At 65.7% G+C, this 24,428-nt stretch carries 22 protein-coding genes; 11 read left to right on the forward strand and 11 right to left on the reverse strand.

Annotated elements, in window-relative coordinates:
• The first annotated feature begins 87 nt into the window (after window positions 1-87).
• Window positions 88-1,584: a type VII secretion integral membrane protein EccD gene (gene eccD, locus H0P51_RS19850; RefSeq protein ID WP_180914600.1), complete on the forward strand. Its 1,497-nt coding sequence runs from the start codon at window positions 88-90 to the stop codon at window positions 1,582-1,584.
• Window positions 1,585-1,587: 3 nt separating this feature from the next.
• Here the strand turns inward: eccD and eccB are convergent, their stop codons facing one another.
• Window positions 1,588-3,093 (reverse strand): type VII secretion protein EccB, encoded by a 1,506-nt coding sequence (eccB, locus tag H0P51_RS19855; protein WP_180914601.1) that lies wholly within the window; start codon window positions 3,091-3,093, stop codon window positions 1,588-1,590.
• Between the two features lie 111 nt (window positions 3,094-3,204).
• Between eccB and eccE the strand changes: the two genes are divergently transcribed.
• Window positions 3,205-4,920, forward strand: a complete 1,716-nt coding sequence (gene eccE, locus H0P51_RS19860) for a type VII secretion protein EccE (protein ID WP_246398104.1) — start codon at window positions 3,205-3,207, stop codon at window positions 4,918-4,920.
• Between the two features lie 88 nt (window positions 4,921-5,008).
• Entirely contained in the window at window positions 5,009-5,791 is a 783-nt protein-coding gene (locus H0P51_RS19865) for a DUF5336 domain-containing protein (RefSeq protein WP_180914602.1), read from the forward strand.
• Window positions 5,792-5,794: 3 nt separating this feature from the next.
• On the opposite strand, the gene H0P51_RS19870 is transcribed toward H0P51_RS19865, so the two are convergent.
• Window positions 5,795-6,919: an FHA domain-containing protein gene (locus H0P51_RS19870; protein ID WP_180914603.1), complete on the reverse strand. Its 1,125-nt coding sequence runs from the start codon at window positions 6,917-6,919 to the stop codon at window positions 5,795-5,797.
• Window positions 6,920-7,256: 337 nt separating this feature from the next.
• Here H0P51_RS19870 and H0P51_RS19875 point away from each other — a divergent pair, with 337 nt between their 5' ends.
• From H0P51_RS19875 to H0P51_RS19890, 4 genes are all read left to right on the forward strand, one after another.
• Window positions 7,257-7,583 (forward strand): WhiB family transcriptional regulator, encoded by a 327-nt coding sequence (locus tag H0P51_RS19875; RefSeq protein ID WP_180914604.1) that lies wholly within the window; start codon window positions 7,257-7,259, stop codon window positions 7,581-7,583.
• A 127-nt stretch (window positions 7,584-7,710) separates the two neighbouring features.
• Window positions 7,711-8,745 carry a hotdog fold thioesterase gene (locus tag H0P51_RS19880; protein ID WP_180914605.1) on the forward strand — a complete coding sequence of 345 codons (1,035 nt, stop codon included), beginning with the start codon at window positions 7,711-7,713 and terminating at the stop codon, window positions 8,743-8,745.
• Between the two features lie 470 nt (window positions 8,746-9,215).
• Window positions 9,216-9,641: an anti-sigma factor antagonist gene (locus H0P51_RS19885; RefSeq protein WP_180914606.1), complete on the forward strand. Its 426-nt coding sequence runs from the start codon at window positions 9,216-9,218 to the stop codon at window positions 9,639-9,641.
• 136 nt (window positions 9,642-9,777) lie between these two features.
• On the forward strand, window positions 9,778-11,742 hold the full coding sequence (locus H0P51_RS19890) for a SpoIIE family protein phosphatase (RefSeq protein ID WP_180914607.1): 1,965 nt from the start codon (window positions 9,778-9,780) through the stop codon (window positions 11,740-11,742).
• A 9-nt stretch (window positions 11,743-11,751) separates the two neighbouring features.
• Here the strand turns inward: H0P51_RS19890 and H0P51_RS19895 are convergent, their stop codons facing one another.
• Both H0P51_RS19895 and H0P51_RS19900 read right to left on the reverse strand, forming a co-directional pair.
• On the reverse strand, window positions 11,752-12,987 hold the full coding sequence (locus H0P51_RS19895) for an acyl-CoA dehydrogenase family protein (protein ID WP_180914608.1): 1,236 nt from the start codon (window positions 12,985-12,987) through the stop codon (window positions 11,752-11,754).
• Window positions 12,984-14,111 (reverse strand): acyl-CoA dehydrogenase family protein, encoded by a 1,128-nt coding sequence (locus H0P51_RS19900; RefSeq protein ID WP_180914609.1) that lies wholly within the window; start codon window positions 14,109-14,111, stop codon window positions 12,984-12,986. The genes H0P51_RS19895 and H0P51_RS19900 overlap by 4 nt, the downstream gene beginning before the upstream one ends.
• A 184-nt stretch (window positions 14,112-14,295) precedes the next feature.
• Here H0P51_RS19900 and H0P51_RS19905 point away from each other — a divergent pair, with 184 nt between their 5' ends.
• Together H0P51_RS19905 and H0P51_RS19910 are read left to right on the forward strand one after the other, a co-directional pair.
• Entirely contained in the window at window positions 14,296-15,192 is an 897-nt protein-coding gene (locus H0P51_RS19905) for a hypothetical protein (RefSeq protein WP_180914610.1), read from the forward strand.
• 245 nt (window positions 15,193-15,437) lie between these two features.
• Entirely contained in the window at window positions 15,438-16,052 is a 615-nt protein-coding gene (locus tag H0P51_RS19910; RefSeq protein ID WP_425489082.1) for a hypothetical protein, read from the forward strand.
• Window positions 16,053-16,067: 15 nt separating this feature from the next.
• On the opposite strand, the gene H0P51_RS19915 is transcribed toward H0P51_RS19910, so the two are convergent.
• The 4 genes from H0P51_RS19915 to H0P51_RS19930 all read right to left on the reverse strand — a co-directional run bounded on the left by H0P51_RS19915 (window position 16,068) and on the right by H0P51_RS19930 (window position 19,676).
• The gene (locus tag H0P51_RS19915) at window positions 16,068-17,027 is read right to left on the reverse strand and encodes an alpha/beta hydrolase (protein ID WP_180914611.1); all 960 of its coding nucleotides are present in this window, start codon (window positions 17,025-17,027) and stop codon (window positions 16,068-16,070) included.
• An 80-nt stretch (window positions 17,028-17,107) separates the two neighbouring features.
• The gene (locus H0P51_RS19920) at window positions 17,108-18,274 is read right to left on the reverse strand and encodes an amidohydrolase family protein (RefSeq protein ID WP_180914612.1); all 1,167 of its coding nucleotides are present in this window, start codon (window positions 18,272-18,274) and stop codon (window positions 17,108-17,110) included.
• Window positions 18,271-19,320 (reverse strand): amidohydrolase family protein, encoded by a 1,050-nt coding sequence (locus tag H0P51_RS19925; protein WP_180914613.1) that lies wholly within the window; start codon window positions 19,318-19,320, stop codon window positions 18,271-18,273. The genes H0P51_RS19920 and H0P51_RS19925 overlap by 4 nt, the downstream gene beginning before the upstream one ends.
• On the reverse strand, window positions 19,317-19,676 hold the full coding sequence (locus tag H0P51_RS19930) for a Rieske (2Fe-2S) protein (protein ID WP_180914614.1): 360 nt from the start codon (window positions 19,674-19,676) through the stop codon (window positions 19,317-19,319). The genes H0P51_RS19925 and H0P51_RS19930 overlap by 4 nt, the downstream gene beginning before the upstream one ends.
• A 123-nt stretch (window positions 19,677-19,799) precedes the next feature.
• On the opposite strand from H0P51_RS19930, the gene H0P51_RS19935 reads away from it, so the two are divergent.
• Window positions 19,800-21,023 (forward strand): cytochrome P450, encoded by a 1,224-nt coding sequence (locus tag H0P51_RS19935; RefSeq protein ID WP_180914615.1) that lies wholly within the window; start codon window positions 19,800-19,802, stop codon window positions 21,021-21,023.
• 13 nt (window positions 21,024-21,036) lie between these two features.
• Window positions 21,037-22,194, forward strand: a complete 1,158-nt coding sequence (locus tag H0P51_RS19940) for a Zn-dependent alcohol dehydrogenase (RefSeq protein ID WP_180914616.1) — start codon at window positions 21,037-21,039, stop codon at window positions 22,192-22,194.
• Window positions 22,195-22,298: 104 nt separating this feature from the next.
• Here H0P51_RS19940 and H0P51_RS19945 read toward each other — a convergent pair whose 3' ends face one another.
• The 3 genes from H0P51_RS19945 to H0P51_RS19955 form a co-directional block, all read right to left on the reverse strand.
• Window positions 22,299-23,081, reverse strand: coding sequence for an SDR family NAD(P)-dependent oxidoreductase (locus H0P51_RS19945; protein ID WP_180914617.1), 783 nt, complete (start codon window positions 23,079-23,081; stop codon window positions 22,299-22,301).
• Window positions 23,078-23,323: a VOC family protein gene (locus H0P51_RS19950; RefSeq protein ID WP_180914618.1), complete on the reverse strand. Its 246-nt coding sequence runs from the start codon at window positions 23,321-23,323 to the stop codon at window positions 23,078-23,080. Before H0P51_RS19950 ends, H0P51_RS19945 begins: the two co-directional genes overlap by 4 nt.
• Before the next feature lie 196 nt (window positions 23,324-23,519).
• On the reverse strand, window positions 23,520-24,347 hold the full coding sequence (locus H0P51_RS19955; RefSeq protein ID WP_180914619.1) for an SDR family NAD(P)-dependent oxidoreductase: 828 nt from the start codon (window positions 24,345-24,347) through the stop codon (window positions 23,520-23,522).
• Window positions 24,348-24,428 lie beyond the last annotated feature (81 nt).

A 24,428-nucleotide genomic window follows, 5' to 3' on the forward strand; every position in this document is an offset into this window, starting at 1 on the left:
CATTCCCCGAAACTCGCGACAAATTCTCAGGACATCTCTGGGTATTGTGACCAGCGAAATGCCACAACACGCAGAAGGTCGATAGCGATGACTCTACCGCCGTCGCTATCGGAATTAGACGCCGAATCCGAGGCCGAGCCCACCCTTAGCCGGGTCACGCTCGTGGTCGGTGACCTGCGGCTCGACTTCGGGTTACCCGCCAACGCCAGCATCAGCGCCTTCATCGACGACGTCATCGACATCGCCAATGAGCAAATGGCCGCGCACCCGCCACCGGATGCTGGACTCGAGCAGGTCGTTTTCGACACCACCGAAGGCAAGTGGACGCTGGCCCGGCTGGGCGACGAGGCGATCGACCCCAGCCGGTCCCTGGGCGAGGCCAACATCTACGACGGCGAACTGCTGACCATCCGCGAGATCGACCAGCCGGCCCGACCGATGCTCTTCGACGACGTACAGGACACTCCCGGGGAGTCCACGTCATCGGTCCTGAGCTGGGTTTCGCGAGACGCACGGTTGATCGCCTGTTTCGGCGTCGGCCTGGCCGCCACTGTCACTGCCGCGTTCCTGCTGTCTCGGCACGCCGGCGAGGTCTACGTGCCGGCCACTGCCCTCGGTATCGGTACCCTGGCGGTAGTCGTCGCTTGCGTGATCGCGCATCGCTCGAATGGCGCCCGTCGTTCGGAATGGATTGCGGCGGTGGCCACTCCGCTGTTGTTCGGTGGCGCCCTCTACGTGGTGCCCGACGGCTACGGGATCAAATCACTGCCGATGGCGTTGGCACTGACGGGTTTGGCATCGCTGCTGGTGTTACTAGTCAGCGGTCGCGGGCGGGTACTGCACACCGCGGTGATCGCGCTGGCGGTGATCGGCGGCGCAGCCGCGGTGGCCGGCCTGCTGTGGAACCCACCGCCACGCGCCACCGGCGCGGTGTTGGCAACGGTCTCTGTGATCGTCGTCTACATGTCACCGCGGGTGACGATCCTGCTGGCCAAGTTGCCCGTCCCGCGAGTCCCCACGGCCGGGGAGCCACTCGACGACATTGAAACCCAGGGCGGCACCACCGTCGAGGGCGTCAATGCCGTCGGCAAGCAGGTGATCCCTACCGAGGAGGGCATGACCGTCCGGGTTCGGCGGGCCGGCCAGTATCTGACCGGCGTGTTGGCCGCCGCCGCGATCACCGCGACGGTCGGCTGTTACCTAGCCATTGATGTCAGCGGCGGGTTCTATTGGCAGGGAACGGTTTTCGCGGCTGCGGTGGCGACCGTGCTGTGCCTGCGCGGCCGCAGCCACCACGACCTCACGCAGTCCGCCACGTTGATCGGCGCCGGGTTGGCGATCGCGCTGCTGCTGATCGTCAAAACGGCTGTCGGTCTGGACAATTGGGAACTCACTGCGACTCTGTCGTTGGTGGCTCTGATGGTGCTGGTGGTCGCCTGCGGGATCGTCGCCCCCCGGTTGGAGTTCTCTCCGGTGATGCGCCGTCAGGTCGAGATCCTGGAATACTTTGCGATCGCGTTAGTTTTCCCGCTGTGCTGCTGGATCGTGCGCCTGTACGCGACATTCCGCGAGCTTCGGATCTGAGCCTCAGGACTTCGGCGGCTCGACCTTCAACCCGCGCGGGTCGGCGCCCATCCCGTCGTGCGCGACCAGCGCCGCCTCCTGGGACAGTTCCGGTCCCGCCGGCAGCAGCGAAACGACCGGCCAGGGAGCCAGTTGCGGCACCTCGCTGTCGTCGCCGGGATTGCGCACGCCGGTGACTCCCAGAGCCGCCGCGGTGGGCAGGTCCTTGATGTGGTAGCGCACTCCGGCGTCGGAGATGTAGAAGAGTTGGCCCATCGCGCGGCTGTCCGTGCCTCCGCCGGTGGCTTGGACGTATTCCCCGGTGCCCGGTTTGACGTACACCGAATCGACGCCCGGTCCGTTGCCGTCGGCGGTGGCCAGGCCCACTGGCTGCGCCCCGGCCGGGATCGGCAGCCGGTGCCCGACCAGCACCCGCACAGTTGCTTGCGCGGCTGAGTTTGCCCGCTCCCACGCCATGCACACCACCCGATCGGGCTCGTCGTCGACGATTTGTGGGGACACGCTCGGATAGTGGTCCAACGGCAGGGTGTGCACGATCGGAACGTGGCTGATCACCGCCGGTGATACCTCGTGGGCCCCTTGCGACAAGGCTTCGGCGGGGTTGCTGTACCGGATGATGTCGGCGGCAGCCGGCGAGACCGGCTGCAAACCGTTGGGAAGTACGACATACAGCTGCTCTCCGCGGGAGTCGACGGTCTTGACGATCGCGCCTACCGGGTAGGTCGCCGGGAGACCGGGAATAACGCTGCCAGCGCCCGGGATGATCATCGGCCCAATCGGCGGCACCAGCGGAAACGAGTTGAGCAGTGCGCCGGAGATGGGCCGCAGCCGCGCGTTCTGCAGGTGCAGGGCGTTGACCACGACCGAGTCCGACGGGTCGATCACCGCGCGCACGCCGTCGAAGATCAGATAAACGGTGTCGCCCGCGCGCACCAGCAACATCTGCGCCGAAGATGCCCGGCGGATGTCGTCGTCAAGGGTCAGATCACCGGCGACGACGGTGGTCTGCACGCTGGCCGTACCGACGCTCTTGGACACATCGGGGGTGGTGATCGCGTCGCACACCGTCCACAGCGAAGTACGCATGTCGGCGCCCCCGTGAATACCGGTGGGCGCGCCGATGATGCCCACCATGGGGCCACGGGGCAACTGATTGAGCCACTTGTCGCTGACTGACTTTGCGGCGTCGGGTTTCCCGGTGATCAGCCGGGCGGAGGCGAGGTTGAGTACCGGGTGCAAACGATCGCCGATGCGCACATAGAGGCCGCCGTTGGCGCTGAGCAGGATCTGCGCGTTTCCGATGTTCGGCGAAGGCTTGAAGAATGCCAGTACACCGGCGGCCCCGGTGATTAGGATCGCGACCACCAGGCCCACCAGCAACGACCGGATCTGTCCTCGCATCGGGTCGTGGATCATTCGGGAGTCGGCCCGAATCAGCGCGTGCTCGAGCCGGCGAATCAGGAACCTATAGCCGTTGACTTGCGCGCGCGTCGTGACTTGCGCGGGCATATGAGCACCCCCATCAGCGTCGGTCGAGCACCGAGCCTCGGTAGCGTATAACAACGCCGTGGCGTAAATGCGCGCCAATTTTGCCTGCACACACTGGTTAGGATTCCGTCTGTGCCGCGTCGTGCAGCAAGGTCCCGGGACCGGGACGCGCCAACAGAACCCAGCGAACTGCGCTCGACGATCGACATCGCCGCGCAGCGCCTTTTGCCGCTGCCTGACCTGTTGGTGCTGCAACTGCTAGTCGCCGCGGGAACGGTGACAGCGCCCTTGATCGGGTTTCCCGGTTGGCAGGGCAGTGCCGTCGGGCTGGTGGCGGCCCTAATTTTGGTTGTCCGGCTGCGCGGCACAACGCTGCCGCGGCTGGTCGCACTGCGCACCGGCTTCTCGCGACAGCGACGTAAGCGAGCCAAGAAGAAAACCTTGGCCGACCCCTTCGACGTACCCACCTCCGACGGCGCTCTGGTCGGTTTCCGTTGGGACGGAAGTACTTTGATGTCGTTGCTGAAGATCGAAGAAAACCCGCAGGCGATGACCATCATGGAGCCGGGCACCACGGTTTCCGGTGAGACCGTGCCCGTGCAGGCACTGGTGGAATGTCTGCAGCAGTTCGACATCACCTTGGACTCCATCGACGTGATCAGCCAGGGCGCCCGGTCGCAGGGACACAGCCAGGTCGCCGCGGTGTACGACGCGGTGCTGGGTCCGCTGCCGGCGATCGCCCAGCGCAATGTATGGATCGCCGTGCGATTCGACCCGTCGCGGTGCGCGGACGCGGTGCGCCGGCGCGGCGGCGGCCGGGACGGGATCTTGCGCGCAGCGACCACTGCGACCCGGCGGGTGGCCAACCGGCTGACCGAAGGCGGCCTGCGCACCCGAGTGCTCACGGCCGCCGAGATCGGCCAGGCCACCAACCAGCTCACCGACGGGGTGGATCTGGTAACCGTCGAGGAGACCTGGCGGACCTGCCGGGAAGGCAGATTCCGGTTGCGCAGCTTCGCCGTCACACCGCGCATGCTGACCACGGCCGGGCTTGGTCTGCTGTGGACCATTCCCAGCTACTCCACCACGATGAGTCTGTCGCTGCGTCGCGACGATCCCCGCGGTCCCGTCGCGATCCGGGGGTTGGCCCGTTTCGACACCCATGGCCGGGCCCGGATCAACCTACGTGGCCTGACGCACTTGAGGGGTCACCAGTATTCGGCGTTGGCCGCGAGCCTGCCGGTGCCGCCTCCACCGCGGCCGATCGACAAGTGGGCCTACTCGACCTCGACCGCGGATCCGGTCGGAGACTTCGGGGCGCTGTGCGTGCCGGCTTCCGGATGCGGTCAGGTCATCGGCGCCGACGAGCACGGTCGCGCGGTGGCCCTGGCCCTGTTCGGTCCGCAGATCCGGCGGGTGGAGATCGCCGGAACCTTGCACCTAGCCCAGCAGGTGGTGCTGCGGTCGCTGGCCCTCGGCGCACACGTGCTGGTGCACACGCGGCGTCCGGCGAAGTGGCGCACCATGGTCGACGAGGTCGACGACCACGATCTGCTGTGGGTCGCCGATTTCAATCGCGGCTCGATGCAGGCCGGCGCCGACCGCAACTACTCGGTGGAGATGTTCGACGGCGTGGTCGAGCAGTCGGTGCGGGTGGGGGTGACCTCAATCGTGGTCGTCCCCCCCGAATCCGCGGTGACAGCCAATGCGGACGTGGCTTTGGAGCTGCTTGACTTCGACGCTGACACGGTCAGGGTGAGCACTCGGGCCGGGTCGTCGGTTGTCACGATGGTGGCGACAGATGAGGAGATGCGTTACCTCAAGGCGTCGTTCGCTGCCGAAGATTGAAACACAAGTGACGATGCCGAATTGCGGGAGTGACGTGCGCTAGCGTGAATCGAGGTCACCCCGTTCGGGGCGGTTTGAAGGAGTGATCATGGCCTATCCCTCAGGCCCGTCGGGCACGTCGTCCGGCGGTTACTACGGCGACTATTCGCAGTGGGCCGCCGAACCGGACTCCGCGGGCAAGGACACGCAGCGCCGCTTGACACTGGCCGTCGCGGTTCTGGGCCTGGCCTCCTACCTGGTGAGTTTCGGGCCGATGCTCGCCGTCGGCGGCATCGATTGGGATGTTCGGTTCGCGGTGCTGGCGGGTCTGCTTGCGGTGTTCGGGCTGCTGCCCCGCCAGACGCCGGCGAGCAAGGTCATCGCTGCGCTGGCCGCGATCGGGTTCCTGGACGCCTTATCCAGAGCGATCGTCGTTCCCGACGGTGTTGAGCCCGGATGGGCGATGTGGGTCGTCGTCGTACTCAACGCGCTGCAGACGGTGATCGCCGTAGCGGCTTTGCTGAACCAGCCGGCCGAAGCCGACCCACAGCAGGCGTGGTACGCCGCCTATGCCGAACAGTATGCGCAGGCCGCCGCGCAGTATTACGGCCAGTACCAGCAGGAACAGCACGCCGAAACCCGATACGAGAGCGGTACCGCGCACGCCCAGCAGACCCAACAGGTCTCGGCATCGGAGCCCGGGCGTGCCGCCGCCTTTCAGAGCGCCAGCTACGCGGAATTCATCGGCGACCAAGCTCCCGCAAGCGCCCCGGCGCCTGGGGCGCAAACCGCGGCGCCCGCCGCCGGGGTGCCCAGCGCCGGCCATGCCCCATCTCCGGCCCAGCAGCAGACCGTGGCATTCGAGACGCCTTATCGGGGCTCGTCGCAGTAGGTATCAGCTGATCGACAGTTGCCCGATCAGTGTGTTGAGTGCCGCGGCAACGTCTTCGGGGATGGGACGTTCCGCTTCGGCGTCTGCCAGAAAGCTCGCAGGCAGGCCCGCCGCCGCGGCGGCCTCGTCGAGGCTGAGTTCAGCGCGGTGCCGCGCGCCGTACAACCGCTGGCCCAGCGTCGCAGCCGGTGATTTGGCGGCCCGGGCCATGATGTCGTTGTAGGCCCGGCGAACACTGCTCAGCGCCAACACCACCGATGGGGTGCCCTTGGCGTTGCGGGCCGCGGTGGCTGCCACATTCTCGAGCTTGCGCAGGTCGGCGAGGATCTTGGTGACCTTCGGGGTGAACGCCGGTTCGCTCGGGTCGGGCAGATCGGATATTGCCGTGCTGATGGTGTGCATGGCCAGTTCGACAGCTTCGGCCATCAGCGGCGCCCGGACCGTGTCGGTCAGGACTTCGGTGGATTCCTCGCCGGCTCCGGGAAGTTTGCTGGGTGCCGTCGTAGGGGCGGTGACCGTCCCCGCGATCGGGATAACCGCGGACCCGCTGCGGATGCGGGCGATGGTGCCCGGGCTCCACTGCAATGCCTTTTCCAGCTTGGCCAACGTGCCACGGCGCGGCCAGCTGCGGCCCTTCTCGAAGGCGATCAGGGTGCCGGCGTTGATGATCTTGTCTTTGGCCAGGCCGCGCTGGGTGATGTCGAGTTCGCTTCGCCGGGCGGCGACCGCCTGACCCGCACGCGCAACACCAGGGTCGACGTCGGCCTCCCACCACTCGTCCTCGTCGGCCTCGGGCAAATCGATCACGCCGGTGACGTCTCGGGAAGTGTCCGGGGCGGCACCCGGCGTAAGGGTGACCGGAAATCCTTCGGCGTTGGCCAAATGAAGGGTGGTGGGCGCTGAAATTTGCACCGAGCTACGCCGTACGCCATCCAGGTACATGCCGTTGGTACTGGTGTCGATGGCGTGCCACCCGTCGTGGTGTGGCTCCAGGCGCACATGCCAACGCGAGATGCGCTCGTCGGGGAGCCGGATGGTGGCCGACGCGTCGCGACCGATGACGGCCACACCGGCCGTCGGATCCACGACGTGTTCGTCGTCACCGAGGCGGACGACCAGGGTCGGCACGGACACGGCCTGCTCAGGTATCACCGCGCTACTCCCCGGGCTCCGGACTCCCGAATGGTTCGGGCATCGCTACAGCCTTCCTCTAGCACTGCGTTGGTAGATGCTACATCTTTCCTGCTACACACCGGCACTAGACCCCAAATCTTCCCCCTGCGAGAACCCCGAACACCTCCCGGCGCCGTGCTCACCGCTGCCTAGTTGGGGTAGAGGCGCCTCACCACTAATCGCCCACTACCGTAATTCCGTAGCTGCTACGTTTTATCTGTTGCACTTCTCCCAACTTGTCGTTACAGTCGTCGCATCGAGGGGTTCGAGCGAAAGAATTGGAGGGGAAACCATGACCGCAGCGGCAATACCGTTGTCACCGTCGTCCAAGCCACTGACGGAGTACGTGCCGGTGTGTAGCGCCGATCCCGACCGGTGGACCACGGCTGAACCCGACGACGAAGCCAAGGCACTGTGCCTGGCCTGCCCGCGCCGGTGGCTGTGCGCCGCCGAGGCCTGCCAGGACCCCAACGTCGAGGGATTGTGGGCCGGCGTGGTGATCCCCGAGTCCGGCCGCCCGCGGGACTTTGCCCTACGGCGCTTGCGGGTCATTGCCGAACGCGGCGGCTACCACGTTCCGGCGCGCCGGCGTGGCCGTCCGCGGGGCTCGCGCAACTGATCGGGTGCGTCAAGCGGGCCTATCAGGTAGCCGGCAACTCTCTGCGCGCCGAGCCACGCCGACCACCGGCGCGGTAACCTGATTCTCAAAGCGTCGTCGCAGCGCTCTCGCAGAGGAGAATCCGCCCATGGCCGACCCCGTCGACGAAGCCGAAACCACCCGCGCCGACCGCTTCATCAAGACCGCAGTCGAAATCCTCGGCGAAACCGGACGCACCGATTTCACCGTCCAAGAGGTGGTCGCCCGCTCCAAGACCTCGCTGCGCGCTTTCTACCAGCACTTCGCGAGCAAGGACGAACTGCTGTTGGCTCTGTTCGACCGGACCATGGCTCAGGCCGCCCAGCAGTGGCGCGCCGAGATCACCGGCCTGAACAGCACCGCGGCGCTCAAGCTCGTCATTGACCGGACCACCGCACAGCCGGAGTCCACCACCCAGGACAGTCTCAACCGTGCACTCAGCCTCTACAACCAGCACTTGGCCGAGACCCGCCCCCGCGACTACGCCCGGGTGCTGTCCCCATTGCACCGGCTGATGCGCGACATCGTCGGACAGGGCATTACCGAGGGGCTTTTCGACCCCGCGCTCGATGTCGGGGCAGCGTCCGCGATCGCCATGCAGACGATCATCGGGGCGATGCGTTTGCATTGGTTGGGTGCCGAATTGAACGGCACGCCTATAGAGTCCGGCCAGATCTACGATTTCTGCAGTCGCGCGCTGGGCATCCGCGACACCGACGACGAGACCTCCGAACCCACGCTCGCCGAACTCTTCGCCCGAATCGGTCTGCGTCCGGTCAGCGCCACTGATGGCGAGTTCGCAATGACAATGCCGGTCAGCCCGCAGGTGGTCAACACCTCCGGCGCACTGCAGGGCGGCCTGATCGCCACGCTGGCCGACGTGGCCGGCGGCCAACTCGGGCTGGAGTATTTGCAACCCGGCACCGCAATGACCACTTCCGACCTCGTCATCCGCTACTTACGCCCGATCCGGCACGGTTCCGCGCGGGCGGTGCCGAGGGTGCTGCGCGCGGGCCGCCGCTCATTGGTCATGCAGATCGACATCTTCGGCGACAGCGAGAGCGAACTAGCCGCCACCGCAACGGTCAACTTCGCCATCGTCGGGCGCCCGACCACACCCGTCGGCGAGCCTGACCTACGCTGACCCGAAGCAGCACGCATTTTTGCAACCGACTTTGATGTAAAGACCGCAGGCAAAACGCTCAAGTGCTGTGTGCACGTCCGTCCGTTCCAGGGGAATCATTTCACCGCGTTCCTCACATGGCCGGTACAGAGCGCCTAGCTTTCGGTTCAGAGTGACCGCATCTCGCCGGCTTGAAAGACCCAGTAACCCCAGCCGCGAGTCCTCCGTGGTTGGCGAGCAGGACACCGCAAAGCCCCTGGGCGGCAAGGCAAAGAGACTGACAAAGGTGTCGTCGCCAACTGTGGGAGTCGTGTCGACCTGACCGTTCCCGGCCCGGCCACAGGTTTCTTCTGTGAGCCTCTATTGGATATACACAATCGGCCTAAACCGGACGCGGTCTCTGCTATATAAAAGGCATCACGTTTTCTTCTGGCGCGCAGCTGATATCTATCGGGGAGATAGTCCGGTGCGGGCCTCAATGGGGGTGCCTGATGAACCATGGACCATCCGAGTCGTTTTCGATCCCGGTACCGTTCAGCCGTCGGCTGGCTTCGGAGCTGGGCGGACCGACGAGTACGTTGCGTGCGACCACCGTGCGCAACGGCTCCGCGGTGGTGATCCGGGCCAGTGGTGAGATCGACGCTGCCAACGAACACACCTGGCAGGGTCTGCTGCGCGAGGCCGCGGCCGTCGCCGTCGAACCCGGGCCGCTAATCGTCGATGTCAGCGGACTTGAATTCATGGGCTGTTGTGCGTTCACCGTGCTGGCCGACGAAGCCGAGCGCTGCCGCCGGCGCGGCATCACACTGCGCATGGTCAGCGACAACCCCGCGCTCAGTCGCATCGTGCATGCTTGCTCGTTCAGCGGCGTGCTGCCCGTTCATCCGACGACCGAAGCCGCGCTGGCAGCGGCCTAGCCGCGATCGCGCCGGCCGTGCTGGCGGAATTTGGGTGAGGCGTTTCGGCGTCCCGGATTGCTAATGTGTTTGATGTTGCTGGACTGTTGGCGTCAGCGCATTGTTAGCTACTTCGGTCCGCGGGAGGTACGGCCAGATGACGGCCGAAATGGACTGGGATAAGGCTGTAGGCACGGCTCTGGACGTGCGGCGCGTATTCGAGAACATCCCAGCCATGGTGGTTGGCCTACAAGGTCCTGACCACCGCTTTATCGCCGCGAACGCGGCCTTTCGCGCCTTCAATCCATCGAAGGAGCTGGTGGGCCAACCCGCCAGAGAGGTGTATCCGGAACTAGCCAGTCAACAGATCTTCGGAATGTTCGACCGGGTCTATCACACCGGAGAGTCGCAAACCGGTACCGAGTGGCGACTGCAGGTTGACCTTCAAGGCGCGGGCCTGGAAGAACGCTTCTTCGATTTTCTCGTCACACCCCGGCGTGCTGCCGATGGGCGCATCGAGGGCGTGCAACTCGTGTTCGACGATGTCACCGCCCGGGTAGCTGCGCGGCAGGCGGCTGAAGCACGGGTCGAGGAATTGTCTGAGCGCTACCGCAGTGTCCGCGACTCGGCGACGGTAATGCAGCAGGCGCTGTTGGCAGCCACCGTCCCGATCATTCCCGGTGCCGACGTCGCCGCCGAGTACCTGGTAGCGGCCGAAGACACCGCGGCCGGGGGCGACTGGTTCGACTCGATAGCCCTGGGCGATCGCCTGGTGCTGGTCGTCGGCGATGTCGTGGGGCACGGCGTCGAAGCCGCGGCGGTGATGTCGCAGCTACGCACCGCGCTGCGGATGCAGATCACCGCCGGCCACACGATCGTGGAAGCGCTCGCGGCGGTCGACCGCTTCCACGATGAGGTACCCGGGTCGAGGTCGGCCACCATCTGTGTGGGGTCACTGGATCTCGCCACCGGTGAATTCCAGTACTGCACCGCCGGGCATCCACCGCCGTTGGTGGTGACGGCCGATGCGCAATCGCGCTACCTGGAACCCTCGGGCGGGGGACCACTCGGCGGCGGCACCGGCTTCCCGATGCGCACCGAGATGCTCGACGTCGGCGACGCCGTCCTGCTCTACAGCGATGGCCTGATCGAACGCCCGGGCCGGCCTTTGCAAGCAAGCACCGCGGAGTTCGCCGATCTCGCCGCCGGCATCGCCGGTGGTACCGGCGGCTTCGTGATCGATGCGCCCGCCCGACCGATCGATCGACTCTGTTCGGAGACGCTCGAATTGCTTTTGCGCTCAACAGGTTACAACGACGACGTCACGTTGCTCGCCGCCCAGCGCCGACCCGTCACGCCCCCGCTGCACATCACCACCGACGCCACCATCCACGCCGCCCGTAGGGTGCGGGCCGCGTTGCGGGAATGGTTGAGTGAGATCGGCGCCGAGCCCGGTGACATCTCCGACGTGGTGCACGCAGTATCCGAATTCGTCGAGAACGCGGTCGAACATGGTTACCGCACAAACGTTCCCGACGGCATCGTGGTCAGCTCGGAGCTCGGCGGCGACGGCATGCTGCGGGCCTCAGTGATCGACCGCGGCACTTGGAAGGACCACCGCGACGGCGAGCGTGGCCGCGGGCGCGGGCTGGCGATGGCTGAAGCGTTGGTGACCGAATCGCACGTCACGCACGGGCCCGACGGCACCACCGCGACGCTCACCCATCGTCTCACCCGTCCGGCGACCTTCGTCAGTGACTCGGTGGTCAGCCGGGTCAACTTCGAGCGAGCGGTGGACAGCGAATTCGTCTCGCTGGTCGCCGAGAGCGGCCGCATCGTGGTGCGCGGCGAGGTCGACTCTCATACCGCCTCCACCCTGGATCGGCAGATCGCGGTCGAAAGCCGTTCGGGGATAGCGTCTTTGACGATCGATCTCAGTGCAGTCACGCACCTCGGCTCAGCGGGGGTGAGCGCGCTGGCCGCCGCACGCGACCGTGCCCGCCGGCAGGGCGGCGACTGTGTGCTGGTGGCACCCCCGGGCAGTCCCGCCCACCACGTCTTGTCGCTGGTTCAGATCCCGGTTAGCGGTGGCGAGGCCCAGGACATCCTCGTCGAGGACTGAACCTGAGGTTCAACGCGACCGGCCGTGCCGCACCTGATTGAAGGGCACTCCGCGGTCGGCGGCGTACTCGCGCGGGAAGTTCAGCACCCGTTCGCCGATGACATTGCGAGCCATCTCGGTCGTGCCGCCGCCGATGGCGACCGACTGTCGCGACAGGTAGCGCAGCCCGGTCTGCAGTCCCTGGCCCACCGTTCCCACCACCCCGGCCGGCCCGGCGATCGACAGCGCGGTGTCCATCTCCAACATGACGGTCTCGGCGTGGAAGAGACGGATCAGCGATCCCGCGGCCGGCGGCAGTCCGCCGTCGCGGACACTGCTTGAGACGTGGTTGATGAGTTGCTGGGCGACGGCCCGGTGCACCAGCGCCCGGCCGGCCATCTCCTGCACGCGCTCGTTATCGGCCTGCCCGGTCGTCGCCGCGAGTTCGTGGTAGTCCACCGGGATGGTGTGACCACCTTCGTTGCCGGAGCCGCTGGCGAATTCGGAGCCCTGACCGACCGCGCGCCGCTCGTGGTAGAGCTGTCGCGATGCAACTGCCCATCCGCCGTTGACCTCGCCGACCACGGCGTCGGAGCCGACGTCCACGCCGTCCAGAAATTCTTCGCAGAACTCGGCGCCGCCGCTGACCTGGGTGATGCGCCGCAGGGTGATGCCGGGGTGGTTGATCGGCACCAGGAACATGGTCAGACCGTCATGCTTGGGCACATCCCAGTCGGTGCGGGCCAGGCAGAGCCCGTAGTCGGCGGCGAACGCGCTGGTACTCCACGTCTTGGCGCCGTTGATCACCCAACGGTCGCCCTGGCGTTCGGCACGGGTGATGACGCCGGCCAGGTCGGATCCGCCGCTGGGCTCGGACAGCAGCTGCACGAGTATCTCGTCGCCGCGCAGCGCCCCGGCGATGTGCTGCCTTTTCTGCTCCTCGGTGCCGGTGTCCAGCAGGGTTGCGCAACAGATTGTGAAGGTGGGGACGTTGAGGATCAGCGGCATCTCGTAGCCGAGCGACTCGACGTTGAACGCCTGCTGATACTCGGGGTCCAGGCCCAGTCCACCGTATTCGCGGGGGAAGCAGATCCCGGCGAATCCGCCTTCCCACAACCGCTTTTGGAGTTCCCGGGCGCGTCGCCAGGACAGTTCGTCGTCGCGGGGCGCGGCCGGCGGCGACTCCGGGTCGATCGCGGGCATGTTGTCGGCTAGCCAGACCCGGGCTCGGGCAGCGAATTCGGCGACCGATTCGGCAGCTGTCATCGGCTCTCCATTTCGTAGACCCGGAGGTTGTGCTCCTCAGGCGTGCCGAACATGGCGCGATACAACGTGACTCGCCGCAGATACAGGTGCAGGTCGTGTTCCCAGGTCACCCCGATGCCGCCGTGCATCTGGACGCAGCGCTGCAGGATCTGACTGGCCAGTTCGCCGACATAGGACTTGGCGATGCTGGCCGAGAGCCCCGCTCCGGGCGCACCGACGGAGACGTCGGCGACCGCCGCGGCGGTGGTTGCCCGGCACGCTTCGAGCCACATCTTCATGTCGGCAAAGCCGTGTTTGAGCGCCTGGTAGGACGCCAATGGACGGCCGAACGAGTGCCGGTCCAGTGCCCATTGGACGGTGAAGTCAAAGACGGTCTGCAAAATGCCGACTGCCTCGGCGCACACCAGGACCTGGGCGATCTGGCTCTGGCGTTCGATGAGCGCCGGCGTCTCAGCGGCGCTGCCGACAGCAGAATCGCTGTCGAGGCGCACGTCGTCGAATCTCACTTCGGCGTATTGCTTGACCAGGTCAATCGACTCTTGCGGCGTGATCCGGACTCCGGGCGCGTTCGTCGGGACCAGGAACTGGCGCACCTGGTCTCCGCAGCGTGCCACCACCAGCAGCACGGCGCTTTGTGTCGCGGCTTCGACACGGTCCTTGACGCCGTCAATCCGGTAGCCGCCGTCCACTTCGGCGAAGGTGACCCGCGGGTCGAGCGGCGCCCAACCGCGGCACGGTTCGTACACCGCCCACGATGCCACCGTCTCGCCGGACATCAGCGCCTCGATCAGGTCGGCGTGACGGTCGCGTCCGCTGGCGGCCACCAGAGCGGCCAGCACGGTGCTGACCGCGTAAAGCGGTCCGGGCGCCACTGTCTTGCCGAGCAGTTCGGCGACCATTGCCAAGTCGGTGAGTCCGTCACCCGAGGCGCTGCCGCCACCGAGTTCCTCGGGAACCAGCAGGGCTGTCCAACCGAGTTCGGCGGCCCGCCGCCACCAGGCTCCGTCGAACGATTCTCCGGCGGCATGTAGGTCCCGGACGTGACGCAGCGACGCTTCTTTGGACAGAAAGGCTTGGGTGGTGGAGCTAAAGAGTATCTTTTCGGGAGAGTCGACAGCGGTCATGACGACGGCCGGACTTTCCTCGGAGTTCCTGCGCCTCGGCGTTGGAAGTCTGGGGAAAAATTCGGGTTGCTGATCATCCGCGTTATCGGTCCTTCACGGGGGTCGCTGGCGACTCCGATGTTAGCAATGGGCGATACCGTAAGAGATACCGGAGTTCAGTCGATAATGACGAGCGGTGGCCGTAATGGCTGACACGACCGACGATGCGGTGCCATCGAAAGCTGACGTGCTGGCGCTTGCCGCCGAGGCCGAGGCCGAAGCGGCCGAGGCCGAAGCGCTGGCCGCCGCGGCGCGCGCCAAGGCCCGCGCAGCCCGGCTCCGACGCGAGGCGCTCGCCGCCGCGGATCGGGATGACGACGACGATGACCAAGTCGATGACGACGAATACGACGAGTACGACGACGAGGTCGAGGACGACGACGAATACGAGTATGAGTACCAGGATTACGATGACTCGGACGAGTACGAGCCGGCCGAGGAATACGAGGCCGAAGACTACGACGAGTCGACGAACTACAGCGATTCCGACCAAGCTGCTGAACCCGCTCTAGCGGCCGAACCGACCCGCCGGCAGCGGCTACGCAGAGCGATCCGAAAGCCGAAGCTGTCCTCGGTGGCCGCCGTCGTGGCGGTGCTCCTGACCATCGGTTTCACCGCGTTCAGCATCCTTTGCGTGTGGTGGCATCACCAGGCCACCGACAAACAGCGCCGGGAAGAGGCGTTCATCGCCGGTGCCAAGCAGGGCGTGGTCAACATGACTTCGCTGGATTTCAACCGTGCCAAGCAAGACGTGCAGCGCGTCATCGACAGCTCCACCGGCGAGTTCCGCGATGACTTCCAGCAGCGGGCAACCGATTTCACCAAGGTGGTGGAGCAGTCCAAGGTGGTGACCGAGGGCAGCGTGAGCGCAGCTGCCATCGAGTCGATAGAGGGAAGCACCGCCCGTGTGTTGATTTCGGCCACCTCCCGCGTCACCAATTCCGCGGGTGCTAAGAACGAACCGCGCACATGGCGGCTGCGGGTCACCGTGACGGAGGAGGACGGGCAGTACAAGATGTCGAAAGTCGAGTTCGTGCCGTGAGCGACGACGTGGACAAGACCGGGCTGACCAAGAATGACGATGCCGCCGCGGAGACCGCCCAGAACGACGAGACCGAGACGGCAGTGATCCAGACGTCCGGCGCAGACGCCGAGACGGCAGTGATCCAGACGTCCGGCGCAGACGCCGAGACGGCAGTGATCCAGACGTCCGGCGCAGACGCCGAGACGGATGCTGGCGAGACCGTCGAGTCCGATGTTGCGGACGGCTTGGAGCCCGCCGATGCCGTGGACGTTGACCCCGAGCTCACCGAAACCGACCCTGAGGCTGCGGCGGCCGACTCGGACGCCCCCGTCGACCCGGCTGCCGACGCCACGCCGAAACGCAGGTGGGGCGGCGACCTCTGGCAACGCCAGATCACCGTCAAACCCGTCGCCGTGATCCTGACGCTGATGGTGCTGATCTCGGGGGGCATCGCGGTTTGGCTGTATTTCCTCTATTACCGACCGGACGAGCAAACCAGCCAGCGCGTCGCGCGGGCGGCGATCAGCGCGGCCTCCGACGGAACCGTGGCACTGCTGTCCTATTCACCCGACAGCCTCGACAAGGATTTCGCTTCTGCGAGGGCGCACCTGTCCGGGGACTTCCTGTCCTACTACGACCAGTTCACGCAGCAGATCATCGGTCCGGCGGCCAAGCAGAAGTCCCTGAAGACCACTGCCCGCGTCGTGCGCGCCGCAGTGCAAGAGTTACATCCCACGTCGGCGGTCGTGCTCGTCTTCGTTGATCAAAGCACCAGCAGCAAAGAAAGCCCGGAGCCGTCGATGGCTGCCAGCAGCGTGCTGGTGAATTTGGCGCTGGTCGACGGGAAGTGGCTGATCACCAAGTTCACTCCGGTTTAGGGGCCGACGGGCCTGCTACAACGCGAACGCGCGTCGCAGCGTCTGGGCGTGCAATGCGCGGTTCTCCCGAGACACAACCCAATCCGGCTCTGCGGAATCAAAGCCGTTGAATGTCGCGGCGATGACGTGCAGCCCGGTCGGCACGTAAGCGTGCAGCAAGCGGTTCGCATAGTCGATGGCCTCGTCGCGACAGGGATCGATGTCGGCACAGCTGACGAATGTCGGTGGCAGCCCTTCCAGATTCGCGCGGTGCGCGGGCACATGCTGGCCATTGGCGGTGGCGTGGCCCAGGTAGTGGCCCCAGGCACGGCTCACCGCCTGACCGTTCAGGCCCGGGGTGCGCTGGAACTCCCGCCGCGACGGCGTTGCATCCGAGTCCAGCATCGGCTGATGCAGAATCTGCACCAGAATCTTGGGGCCTTCGTCGTCGAAAGTGCGCTGGGCCAGACCGGCCACCAGCGCGGCGCCCGCGTCGCGGCCCATCACGGCAATGCGGCTGGCGTCGGCATTCAGTGCCGCGGCGTGTTCGACGGCGTAGTACAGCGCCGCCTCCACGTCGCTAAGCGCCGCCGGCGCGGGGTGCTCGGGTGCCAGGCGGTAGTCGACAGAGACCACAAGGGTGTCCGAATCGCTGGCCAGCTCGACGCAGTGCGCGTGGTCGGTGTCCAGATTGCCGGTCACGAACGCGCCGCCGTGGGCGTAGATCACCAGCGGCAGCGCGCCGGTGCCGCCGCCCCTATACAGCCGAATGTCCAGTTGATCGCCGTCCGGGCCGGCAATCGTGCGTGTTTCGACGCTGACACCGGCGGTGTCGGCGGCGGCAGCCCGCTCGGCGGCAGCGCGGTTGGCCCGCTCCCGTTCCTCAGGCAGGCTCTCGGTGCTGAATTCGACGACGCCCAGATCTTCGGCGGCGGCCCGCAACGCCGGGTCGATACGGCCGAGGCCTTGCGGCCGCGTGACATTCGTTTGCGTCATGCCCTCTTGTCTTCCGGTTCGATGGCCCGGCCCGGTGAGCCGAAAACCCTCTTCAAGGTAGACCTGGCCTGATCAGCGCATCAATCGAGGTCATCACCGCCGGCCGCCGACTCCCCGGGCAGCGCCTTGACGGTCGCCGGTAGTCCGTAGAGCGCGGTCGCGTTGCCGAACATGATCCGCTCCCGCTGCTCACGTGGGAATCGGTTGATTGCATACGTCGGGGAGTCGTAGCTCCAATGTGGGTAATCGGTGGAGAACATCAGATTGTCGCCCAGGTCCATCAGTTCCAGGTATTCGCGGAACTGCACGGTGTCCACGTCCTCGAGTGGTTGAGTGGTGAATCGGACGTGCTCGCGCACGTACTCCGACGGCCGCCGGCGCACCTGCGGCAGGTCTCCGCGGCGGGCCTCCCAGATCCGGTCCATCCGCGACATCACCGGCATCGCCCAGGTGAAGCCACCCTCGATGAAGACCACCCGCAGGTCGGGGTGACGGTCGAAGGCGCCGTCGAACACCAGGCTCATCAGGTGCGAAACGTACAGCAACGGCCATGACGCGAAGAAGTCGTGCCAGTGCGCGGGATTGCCGACCGGGTACAGCGGAATCAGCTCGAAGGGTGTCTGACCCATCAAGTGCGTCGCGATCGGTAGCCCGTGGCGCGCCGCGGCCTCGTACAGCGGATCGAAATGTTGGTTGCCGAAAGGTATTCCGCGTGTTTGCGGGGTTATCAGCACCTGGTGCATGTAGGGGTGGCCCGCCCACCGCTCAACCTCGCGTGCGGCCTGCTCGGGGGTCTGTGCGCTGACGCTGATCGAGCCGCGCCAGCGGCCGTGGGTGTTGCCCTTATCCAGCCACACGTCGGCCAGCCAGTCGTTGTAGGTCGACTTCAGCACATGTTCGGCCTGGGGCAGCTGCGCATCGCACATCGGTTCCAGTGAGGCGATGCTGACCCCGGCATCGACCAGCAGTTGCTGGGCGGCGAAGTCGGGATCGCTGCCGGCCACTCCCCCGGTCGGCGGCTTGGCATCCATCCGCAGCGAGAACGTCTTGAAAGAGTCCGGGGTGTCGTAGAAATGCGGCACCGGGCTGACCGCGTTGCCGGTCGGCCAGATTTTGTCCACCCATTCCGCCGGCGCGTAGGACTTGAGCACGTCGGCAGACACCGGCAGTGGGTGGACGTCGGTGTCGACGATCGTCACCGCGATCTCTCGCTCGGTTTCCTGTTCTATCCGCTCGACGATCGTCACGGTGTGCTTCCTTCCGTCACCGCCAGCCCATAGAGCTCACTGGCGTTGCGCCACAAGACTTTTTCCCGAAGCGCGGAGTCCAGCCCGGCTGCCGTCGCCTCGGCGGAGGTAGCGGACCAGTGCGGGTAGCTCGACCCGTACATCACCAAGTCACCCTTGTCGGAGAAGTCCATCCAGCGACTTGCCTGACCCGGATCGACGGGCCCGTCGAACGCCGACGAGCAGAACCTGACGTGGCCGGGCAGATATTCGCTGGGATAGCGGTCGACCCACGGTGTCTGATCGCGCATCGACAACCAGAACGTATCTAGCCGCCACATCAGCGGGGTCAGGATGTCATAGCCGCCGTCGGCGAACACGAACTTGAGCCCTGGATGACGACCGAAGACGCCCTCGACGATCAGGGTGGCGAGGTGGACGAAGTAGTTCAGCGGCATGAACGCCGCGTAGCCCGGATAGGTGTGCGCGTGCCCTGCGAACGTCGGCGGATAGTCGACGCCGTTTCCGCCGTTGATGTGCACGGCCACCGGCAGGCCGTGCGCGGCGGCAGCCTCCCAGATGGGTTCGAACATCGGCTTGCCGAAGGGCTCCCGCGACTGCAGCGGCACACCGATCTGGACGAATTTGGGGTGCGGGGCCAGGCGTTCGATCTCGGCGACCGCCCCCCGCGGGTCCTCGGGGTTGACCCGGATGGTGCCCAGGAAGCGGGCGCTGGTGTCGGGTTCTAGCCAACGGTCCAGCAACCAGTCGTTGACGGCCGCGCAGATCCTGCTGTTGAGCAGGTAGTCGGCGATGTTGCCTCGGGTCAGCGGATTGAGAATCGCGTGGCTTGCGCCGGCTTCGTCGAACAGGTGCCGGCTCACCATCTCCGGATCCGATCCGGGGTAGCCCTCTTGGTAGAGATCCGCGCGGTAATCGCCGCCAGGCGCCTGATACCACTGCTGTTCGACGTCGGGAATCGAGCGCAGCTTGTGTGCGGGCGGCAGGTAGCGCCGGATTTCGGCGTTGTAGCGGAAGTGCGGTTGCACGTTTGTATCGATGATCATGCGGTGACGAATACCTCCCCGTCGGTGACGTCGACCGGATAGGTCCGGACGCGGCGGTTCGGGTCGGCCAGGTTGCGGCCGGTGGTGATGTCGAATTCCCAATTGTGCCAAGGGCATCGGACGATTTGGCCCTCGCGCACTCGGCGCAGGCCGTCGGGTTGGGTGGGGTCGGGTTCGTTGGTGCCACCCAGCAGCCCCTGGCACAGTGGCGCACCCTCGTGCGAACAGTAGTTGACGATCGCATGCAGTGAGCCGCCCACGTTGTACACGCCGACCCCGAACTTGCCGATGTCGACCAGTTTCATCGCTCCGGGTGGCAGTTCTTCGATCGGACAGACGAATCGGCGTTGCGGCATCGCTGACTCACCGCCTCCCGGACCCGATCGTTGGGCTTCGTTGCTATTTATATTATGATAGCGACATTCCGACCTCCAAGCCCGCTCGCTCGGGCTCACTCGGTTGCTCAGAGAGGAGCGCTGATGACGCTCAGCACTGACCAGGAGGACGCCCCAGTCCTCGACTTCACTGGTGAAATCAGTCCCTACCCGTTCTTCGAGCACATGCGGCGCGCCGACCCCGTCTGGCACGGCGGGCTCTCGGACGCCGAACAGATGCCCGAGGAACTGAAGCCCAGCGATGAGTGGACCCTCTTCGGCTACGACGACGTTTTCGCGGCCTTCCGCGACGACGGCACGTTCACCTCGGCCAAGTACGACGACACCATCGGGCTGGTGATGGGACACACCATCTTGGCGATGGGCGGCAAAGAGCACCACGATCACCGCAATCTGGTCGCCAAGGCTTTCCGAGCCACCGCGCTGGAACGATGGGAACCCTCGGTGATCGGACCGATCTGCGATCAACTCGTGGACGAGATCAAGCAGCGTGGCGAGGCTGACCTGGTCAAGGCGCTGACGTTCGAATTTCCTACCCGGATCATCTCTTCGCTGCTCGGGCTGCCACCGGAAGATCTCGACATGTTCCGCCGGCTGTCTCTCGACCTGATCTCGCTCCCGACCGACATCATGGCGGGGCTGACGGCGGCGGGCGAATTGCACACGTACTTCCTCGATCAGGTCGAACAGCGGCGCCGCAAGCCCACCAACGACATCATTGGCGACCTGTGTGCCGCGGAGATCGAGGGCGAGAAGCTGACCGACGAAGCCATCATCGCGTTTCTGCGGTTGTTGCTGCCGGCCGGTTTGGAAACCACCTACCGGTCGTCGGGAAACCTGCTGCACTCGCTGCTGACACACCCCGAGCAACTGGACCTGGTCTACCAGGACCGGTCGCTAATTCCGATGGCCACGGAAGAAGGCCTGCGCTACGAGACCCCACTGACCATGGTGATGCGGACCACCACCCGCGAAATCGAGTTCGGCGGCAAGACAATTCCGGCCGATGCCCAGATTGACATGTGCATGGGCTCGGCAAATCGCGACGAATCCCGGTGGACCGACCCGAACACCTTCGATATCCGCCGGCCGCGCCAGGCTCACATCGCCTTCGCCGGCGGAATCCACATGTGCCTGGGCATGCACTTGGCCCGGCTGGAGACGCGGGTGATGCTCAACAGCCTGTTCGACCGAGTCAAGGACCTCAGGCTCGTCGAAGACGACGACACCGGAGTGGAATCCAAGATCGTCGGACTGGTCTTCCGCTCACCCAACAAGCTTCCGGTCACGTTCACCCCGGTCGCATGAGAAGCTCGATCGCATGAGGAGTCGGGGCGCGATCCTGCACGATGTCGGCGGACCCTGGTCGGTCGAAGAATTCGAGCTCGATCCGCCGCGCGCGGGCGAGGTTCTGGTAGAGGTCGCGGCCGCCGGACTGTGCCACTCCGATGACCATATCCTCAAGGGCGACATGTCGGCGCCGAACGAGGTGCTGCAGTCGCTGGGGCTGCCGACCATGTTCCCGATGGTCGGCGGTCACGAGGGCTCCGGGGTGGTACGTGAAATCGGGCCTGGCGTAACCGAATTCGCGGTAGGCGACCACGTGGTGATGACCTTCGTCGCGGTGTGCGGGCAGTGCCGGTGGTGTGCAACCGGGATGGAGTACCTGTGCGATAAGGGAATCGGAACCATGGTGCCGGGTATGCCGACCGACGGCACATTCCGCCATCACACCACCGCGGGTAAGCCACTGGGTCATCTGGCGAAGGTAGGTGCATTCGCTGAACACACTGTGGTGTCGGTGAATTCGCTGATCAAGCTGGAGCCGCAGCTGCCGTTGGTGCCGAGCGCACTGCTGTCGTGTGCCATTCCGACCGGGTACGGCTCGGCCGCCAATCGCGCCGGAGTGCGCGGCGGCGACGTCGTCGTGGTCATCGGGGCCGGCGGCATCGGGACCGGTGCGATCCAGGGCGCCCGAATCAACGGCGCAGCGCACATCGTTGCCGTCGACCCGGTGGAGTTTAAGCAGAAGTCGGCGTTGAGGTTCGGCGCCACGCACAGCGTCGCGTCGATCCCCGAGGCGCTGGATCTGGTGCGCGACTTAACCTACGGGGTGATGGCCGACTCGGTCGTGGTGTCCCCGTCACTGATCACTGCCGACGACGTCCGCGACGCGGTCGCGCTCACCCGTAAAGGCGGGACCTGCGTACTGACCGGTATGACCTCCCAACTGCAGCAGTCGGTCAACATCAATCTGCAGGACTTCATCCTGATGAACAAGACGCTGGCGGGCACCATCTTCGGTTCGTGCAACGCGAAGGCCGACATCGCGCGGCTGGCCCGCCTGTATCGGACCGGGCAGTTGCAGCTCGATGAGATGATCACCCGCCGCTACCGTCTGGACGACATCAACGATGCCTACGCCGACCTGCTCAATGGCGAAATTGTCCGCGGCGTCATCGATTACGGCCTCAGCTAGCTGCCCACTGCTCTGCTGTCTTTGCACCCGAGCGTGAAAGCCGCGACGGGACACGCCGGCAAAGCGTCGAGAGATTCACCAGCGACGGGCTGGGCAGCGACGGGTTAGGAGTCGGCGGCTTTCTGCTTGGCGGCATGGAGTTCCTTGAGCCTTTTCAGCCGCATTAGCTTCTCGACCTGGCCGTAGGCGTCGATTGGGCTATGCAGCGACAGCCCACCGTCAGCATGCAGCACTTGGCCTGTCACCCAGGACATTTCGAGGACACCGACGATCGCCTCGGCGATGTCGTCGGGCTCCCCCAACCGGCGCAGGGCCGTTCGCTTGGACATACCCTCGACCCAGGCGGGCCACTTTTCGGCATCGGGCAGCATCGGGGTCCGGGTGACACCGGGCCCGACGGCGTTGATCCGGATACCGTGGATTCCCCACTCCACGGCCGCGACCTTTACCAGCATGTCTAGGCCGGCCTTCGACACGCAGTAGGCACCCATATCCCGGTCGGCGAGGGTGCCGCTGATGCTGGATACCACGACGATCGAGCCCTCCAGTTCGGCGTCGATCATGGCTTGCGCCGCGGCCCGGATCGTGTACCAGGTGCCGGTGAGATTGACTGCCAGCACCCGCTGCCACTCCGCGGGCGGCAATTGCAGCAGCAGGCCGGACGACCCGATACCAGCCGACGTCACCACCCGGGTGGGCACTCCGTGCCGCCGGATGGTCTGTTCCATCGCTGCCGACACCGAATCGAGGTCACTGATGTCGCAGTCGATGTCGCCGCCGGCAAGGTCCCACACCACGACTTCGTGGCCGGCATCGCGCAACCGCGCGGCCGCTGCCGACCCGATGCCCGACCCGCCGCCGGTCACCAACGCGACGGACGCGTTCATGCCGCAGGCCCGATCAGCTCGACCAGCACACCGTCAGGCGCGGTGATAACCGCCATCACCACGGTCTTGCCGCCCGGGGCAGGCATGGTGATTCGGCGGACGCCGTCGTCAAAACCCAGCGCGGCCAATGCGGTCAGCGTCTCGTCGACGTCGCGCTGCAGCGACAGCAGGAAAAACCCGTGCCGCGGCCCCGCCGGCACAGGTAGCGCCTCGTCGGCGCCGGATAGCTGAACCAGTTCCACGATCCCCCGTCGGGTGCTTGCGGGTCTCCTAGGAAGACCGACCTCAGCCGATCCGTCTTGGCGCCGAACAATTCCGGCCAGTCGCCGGTAAAAGCGTGGTCGAACAGTTCCGTCAGGCCTAGACCGTCGCGCCAGAAGCGCAGTGAACGTTCGACGTCCGCAGTGCAGATCGCGCTGTGGTGAACACCCAGCATGCTCAGACCGTGACCTTGGCCAGGGTGCTTTCCCATAGCTGAGCCGCCAGCCTGGGATCGTTCGCCACCCGGTTGACCCTGGCGACCTTGTGCCGCGAATAGTATTCCCCCGGGGTCCAATCCGTCCCGGGCGCGCCCGCGGCAAGCCAGATCAGCTGCTCGGCGCCCTGCTCCGATGTCGCGGTGTATCGCTCGGCCGGCAGGTATCGCTTGGAGAATGCAAGAACCTTCGATCCCGACGCCGGCCCGAAGTTTGAGTTGACGTAGCCCGGGTGGACCGTCGCGACGCTGAGACCGCTGCTCTGATATCGGCGGTGTAATTCCTTGGTAAACAACACGATAGCCAGCTTGGACAATGCATAGGCGGTGCTGGGCCGGCGGCGCCCGGTGTTCTCCAGGCCCGCGACCGTGGCCCGCAGTATCAGCCGATGCGACGAACTGGTGGTGTTGACGACGCTGGCTCGGGATTCGACCAGCACATCCATCAGTTGCGTGGTCAGTAGGAACGGCGACAGGTAGTTGACCTGGTAAGTCTGCTCATAGCCGTCGGCCGTGTAGCTGATCTTCGTGCCCATCGCGCCGGCGTTGTTGACCAAGACGTCGATGCGCGGATATTGCGAACGCAACTTCTCCGCCAGCGCCCGAACCTGAGCCAGGTCGGCGAAATCGACGACGTAATGGTCAGCGTCCAACTCCGCTGCGACCGCGCGGGTCTTGGTCTGCGAACGGCCGACGACGACGATGTCTGCGCCGCTCTGGCGCAACTTTCGCGCGGCCGCCGCACCGATGCCGTCGCTGGCACCGGTGATGATGATCGTTCTAGGGGTCATAAGGCTGCTGTCCTCCGGGTTGGAGTCTATGACTTGGGCCACACCCGCCGGGTGGTCGGGTGCCCAAGCAGCGCACCGCCG

The sequence above is a fragment of the Mycobacterium vicinigordonae genome (genome assembly GCF_013466425.1).
Classification (GTDB): domain Bacteria; phylum Actinomycetota; class Actinomycetes; order Mycobacteriales; family Mycobacteriaceae; genus Mycobacterium; species Mycobacterium vicinigordonae.

Coding starts and splice junctions, on each gene's coding strand:
- eccD (WP_180914600.1), top strand. CDS start 88: ATGACTCTACCGCCGTCGCTATCGGAATTAGACGCCGAATCCGAGGCC.
- eccB (WP_180914601.1), bottom strand. CDS start 3,093: ATGCCCGCGCAAGTCACGACGCGCGCGCAAGTCAACGGCTATAGGTTC.
- H0P51_RS19865 (WP_180914602.1), top strand. CDS start 5,009: ATGGCCTATCCCTCAGGCCCGTCGGGCACGTCGTCCGGCGGTTACTAC.
- H0P51_RS19875 (WP_180914604.1), top strand. CDS start 7,257: ATGACCGCAGCGGCAATACCGTTGTCACCGTCGTCCAAGCCACTGACG.
- H0P51_RS19880 (WP_180914605.1), top strand. CDS start 7,711: ATGGCCGACCCCGTCGACGAAGCCGAAACCACCCGCGCCGACCGCTTC.
- H0P51_RS19885 (WP_180914606.1), top strand. CDS start 9,216: ATGAACCATGGACCATCCGAGTCGTTTTCGATCCCGGTACCGTTCAGC.
- H0P51_RS19890 (WP_180914607.1), top strand. CDS start 9,778: ATGACGGCCGAAATGGACTGGGATAAGGCTGTAGGCACGGCTCTGGAC.
- H0P51_RS19895 (WP_180914608.1), bottom strand. CDS start 12,987: ATGACAGCTGCCGAATCGGTCGCCGAATTCGCTGCCCGAGCCCGGGTC.
- H0P51_RS19900 (WP_180914609.1), bottom strand. CDS start 14,111: ATGACCGCTGTCGACTCTCCCGAAAAGATACTCTTTAGCTCCACCACC.
- H0P51_RS19905 (WP_180914610.1), top strand. CDS start 14,296: ATGGCTGACACGACCGACGATGCGGTGCCATCGAAAGCTGACGTGCTG.
- H0P51_RS19915 (WP_180914611.1), bottom strand. CDS start 17,027: ATGACGCAAACGAATGTCACGCGGCCGCAAGGCCTCGGCCGTATCGAC.
- H0P51_RS19925 (WP_180914613.1), bottom strand. CDS start 19,320: ATGATCATCGATACAAACGTGCAACCGCACTTCCGCTACAACGCCGAA.
- H0P51_RS19930 (WP_180914614.1), bottom strand. CDS start 19,676: ATGCCGCAACGCCGATTCGTCTGTCCGATCGAAGAACTGCCACCCGGA.
- H0P51_RS19935 (WP_180914615.1), top strand. CDS start 19,800: ATGACGCTCAGCACTGACCAGGAGGACGCCCCAGTCCTCGACTTCACT.
- H0P51_RS19940 (WP_180914616.1), top strand. CDS start 21,037: ATGAGGAGTCGGGGCGCGATCCTGCACGATGTCGGCGGACCCTGGTCG.
- H0P51_RS19945 (WP_180914617.1), bottom strand. CDS start 23,081: ATGAACGCGTCCGTCGCGTTGGTGACCGGCGGCGGGTCGGGCATCGGG.
- H0P51_RS19955 (WP_180914619.1), bottom strand. CDS start 24,347: ATGACCCCTAGAACGATCATCATCACCGGTGCCAGCGACGGCATCGGT.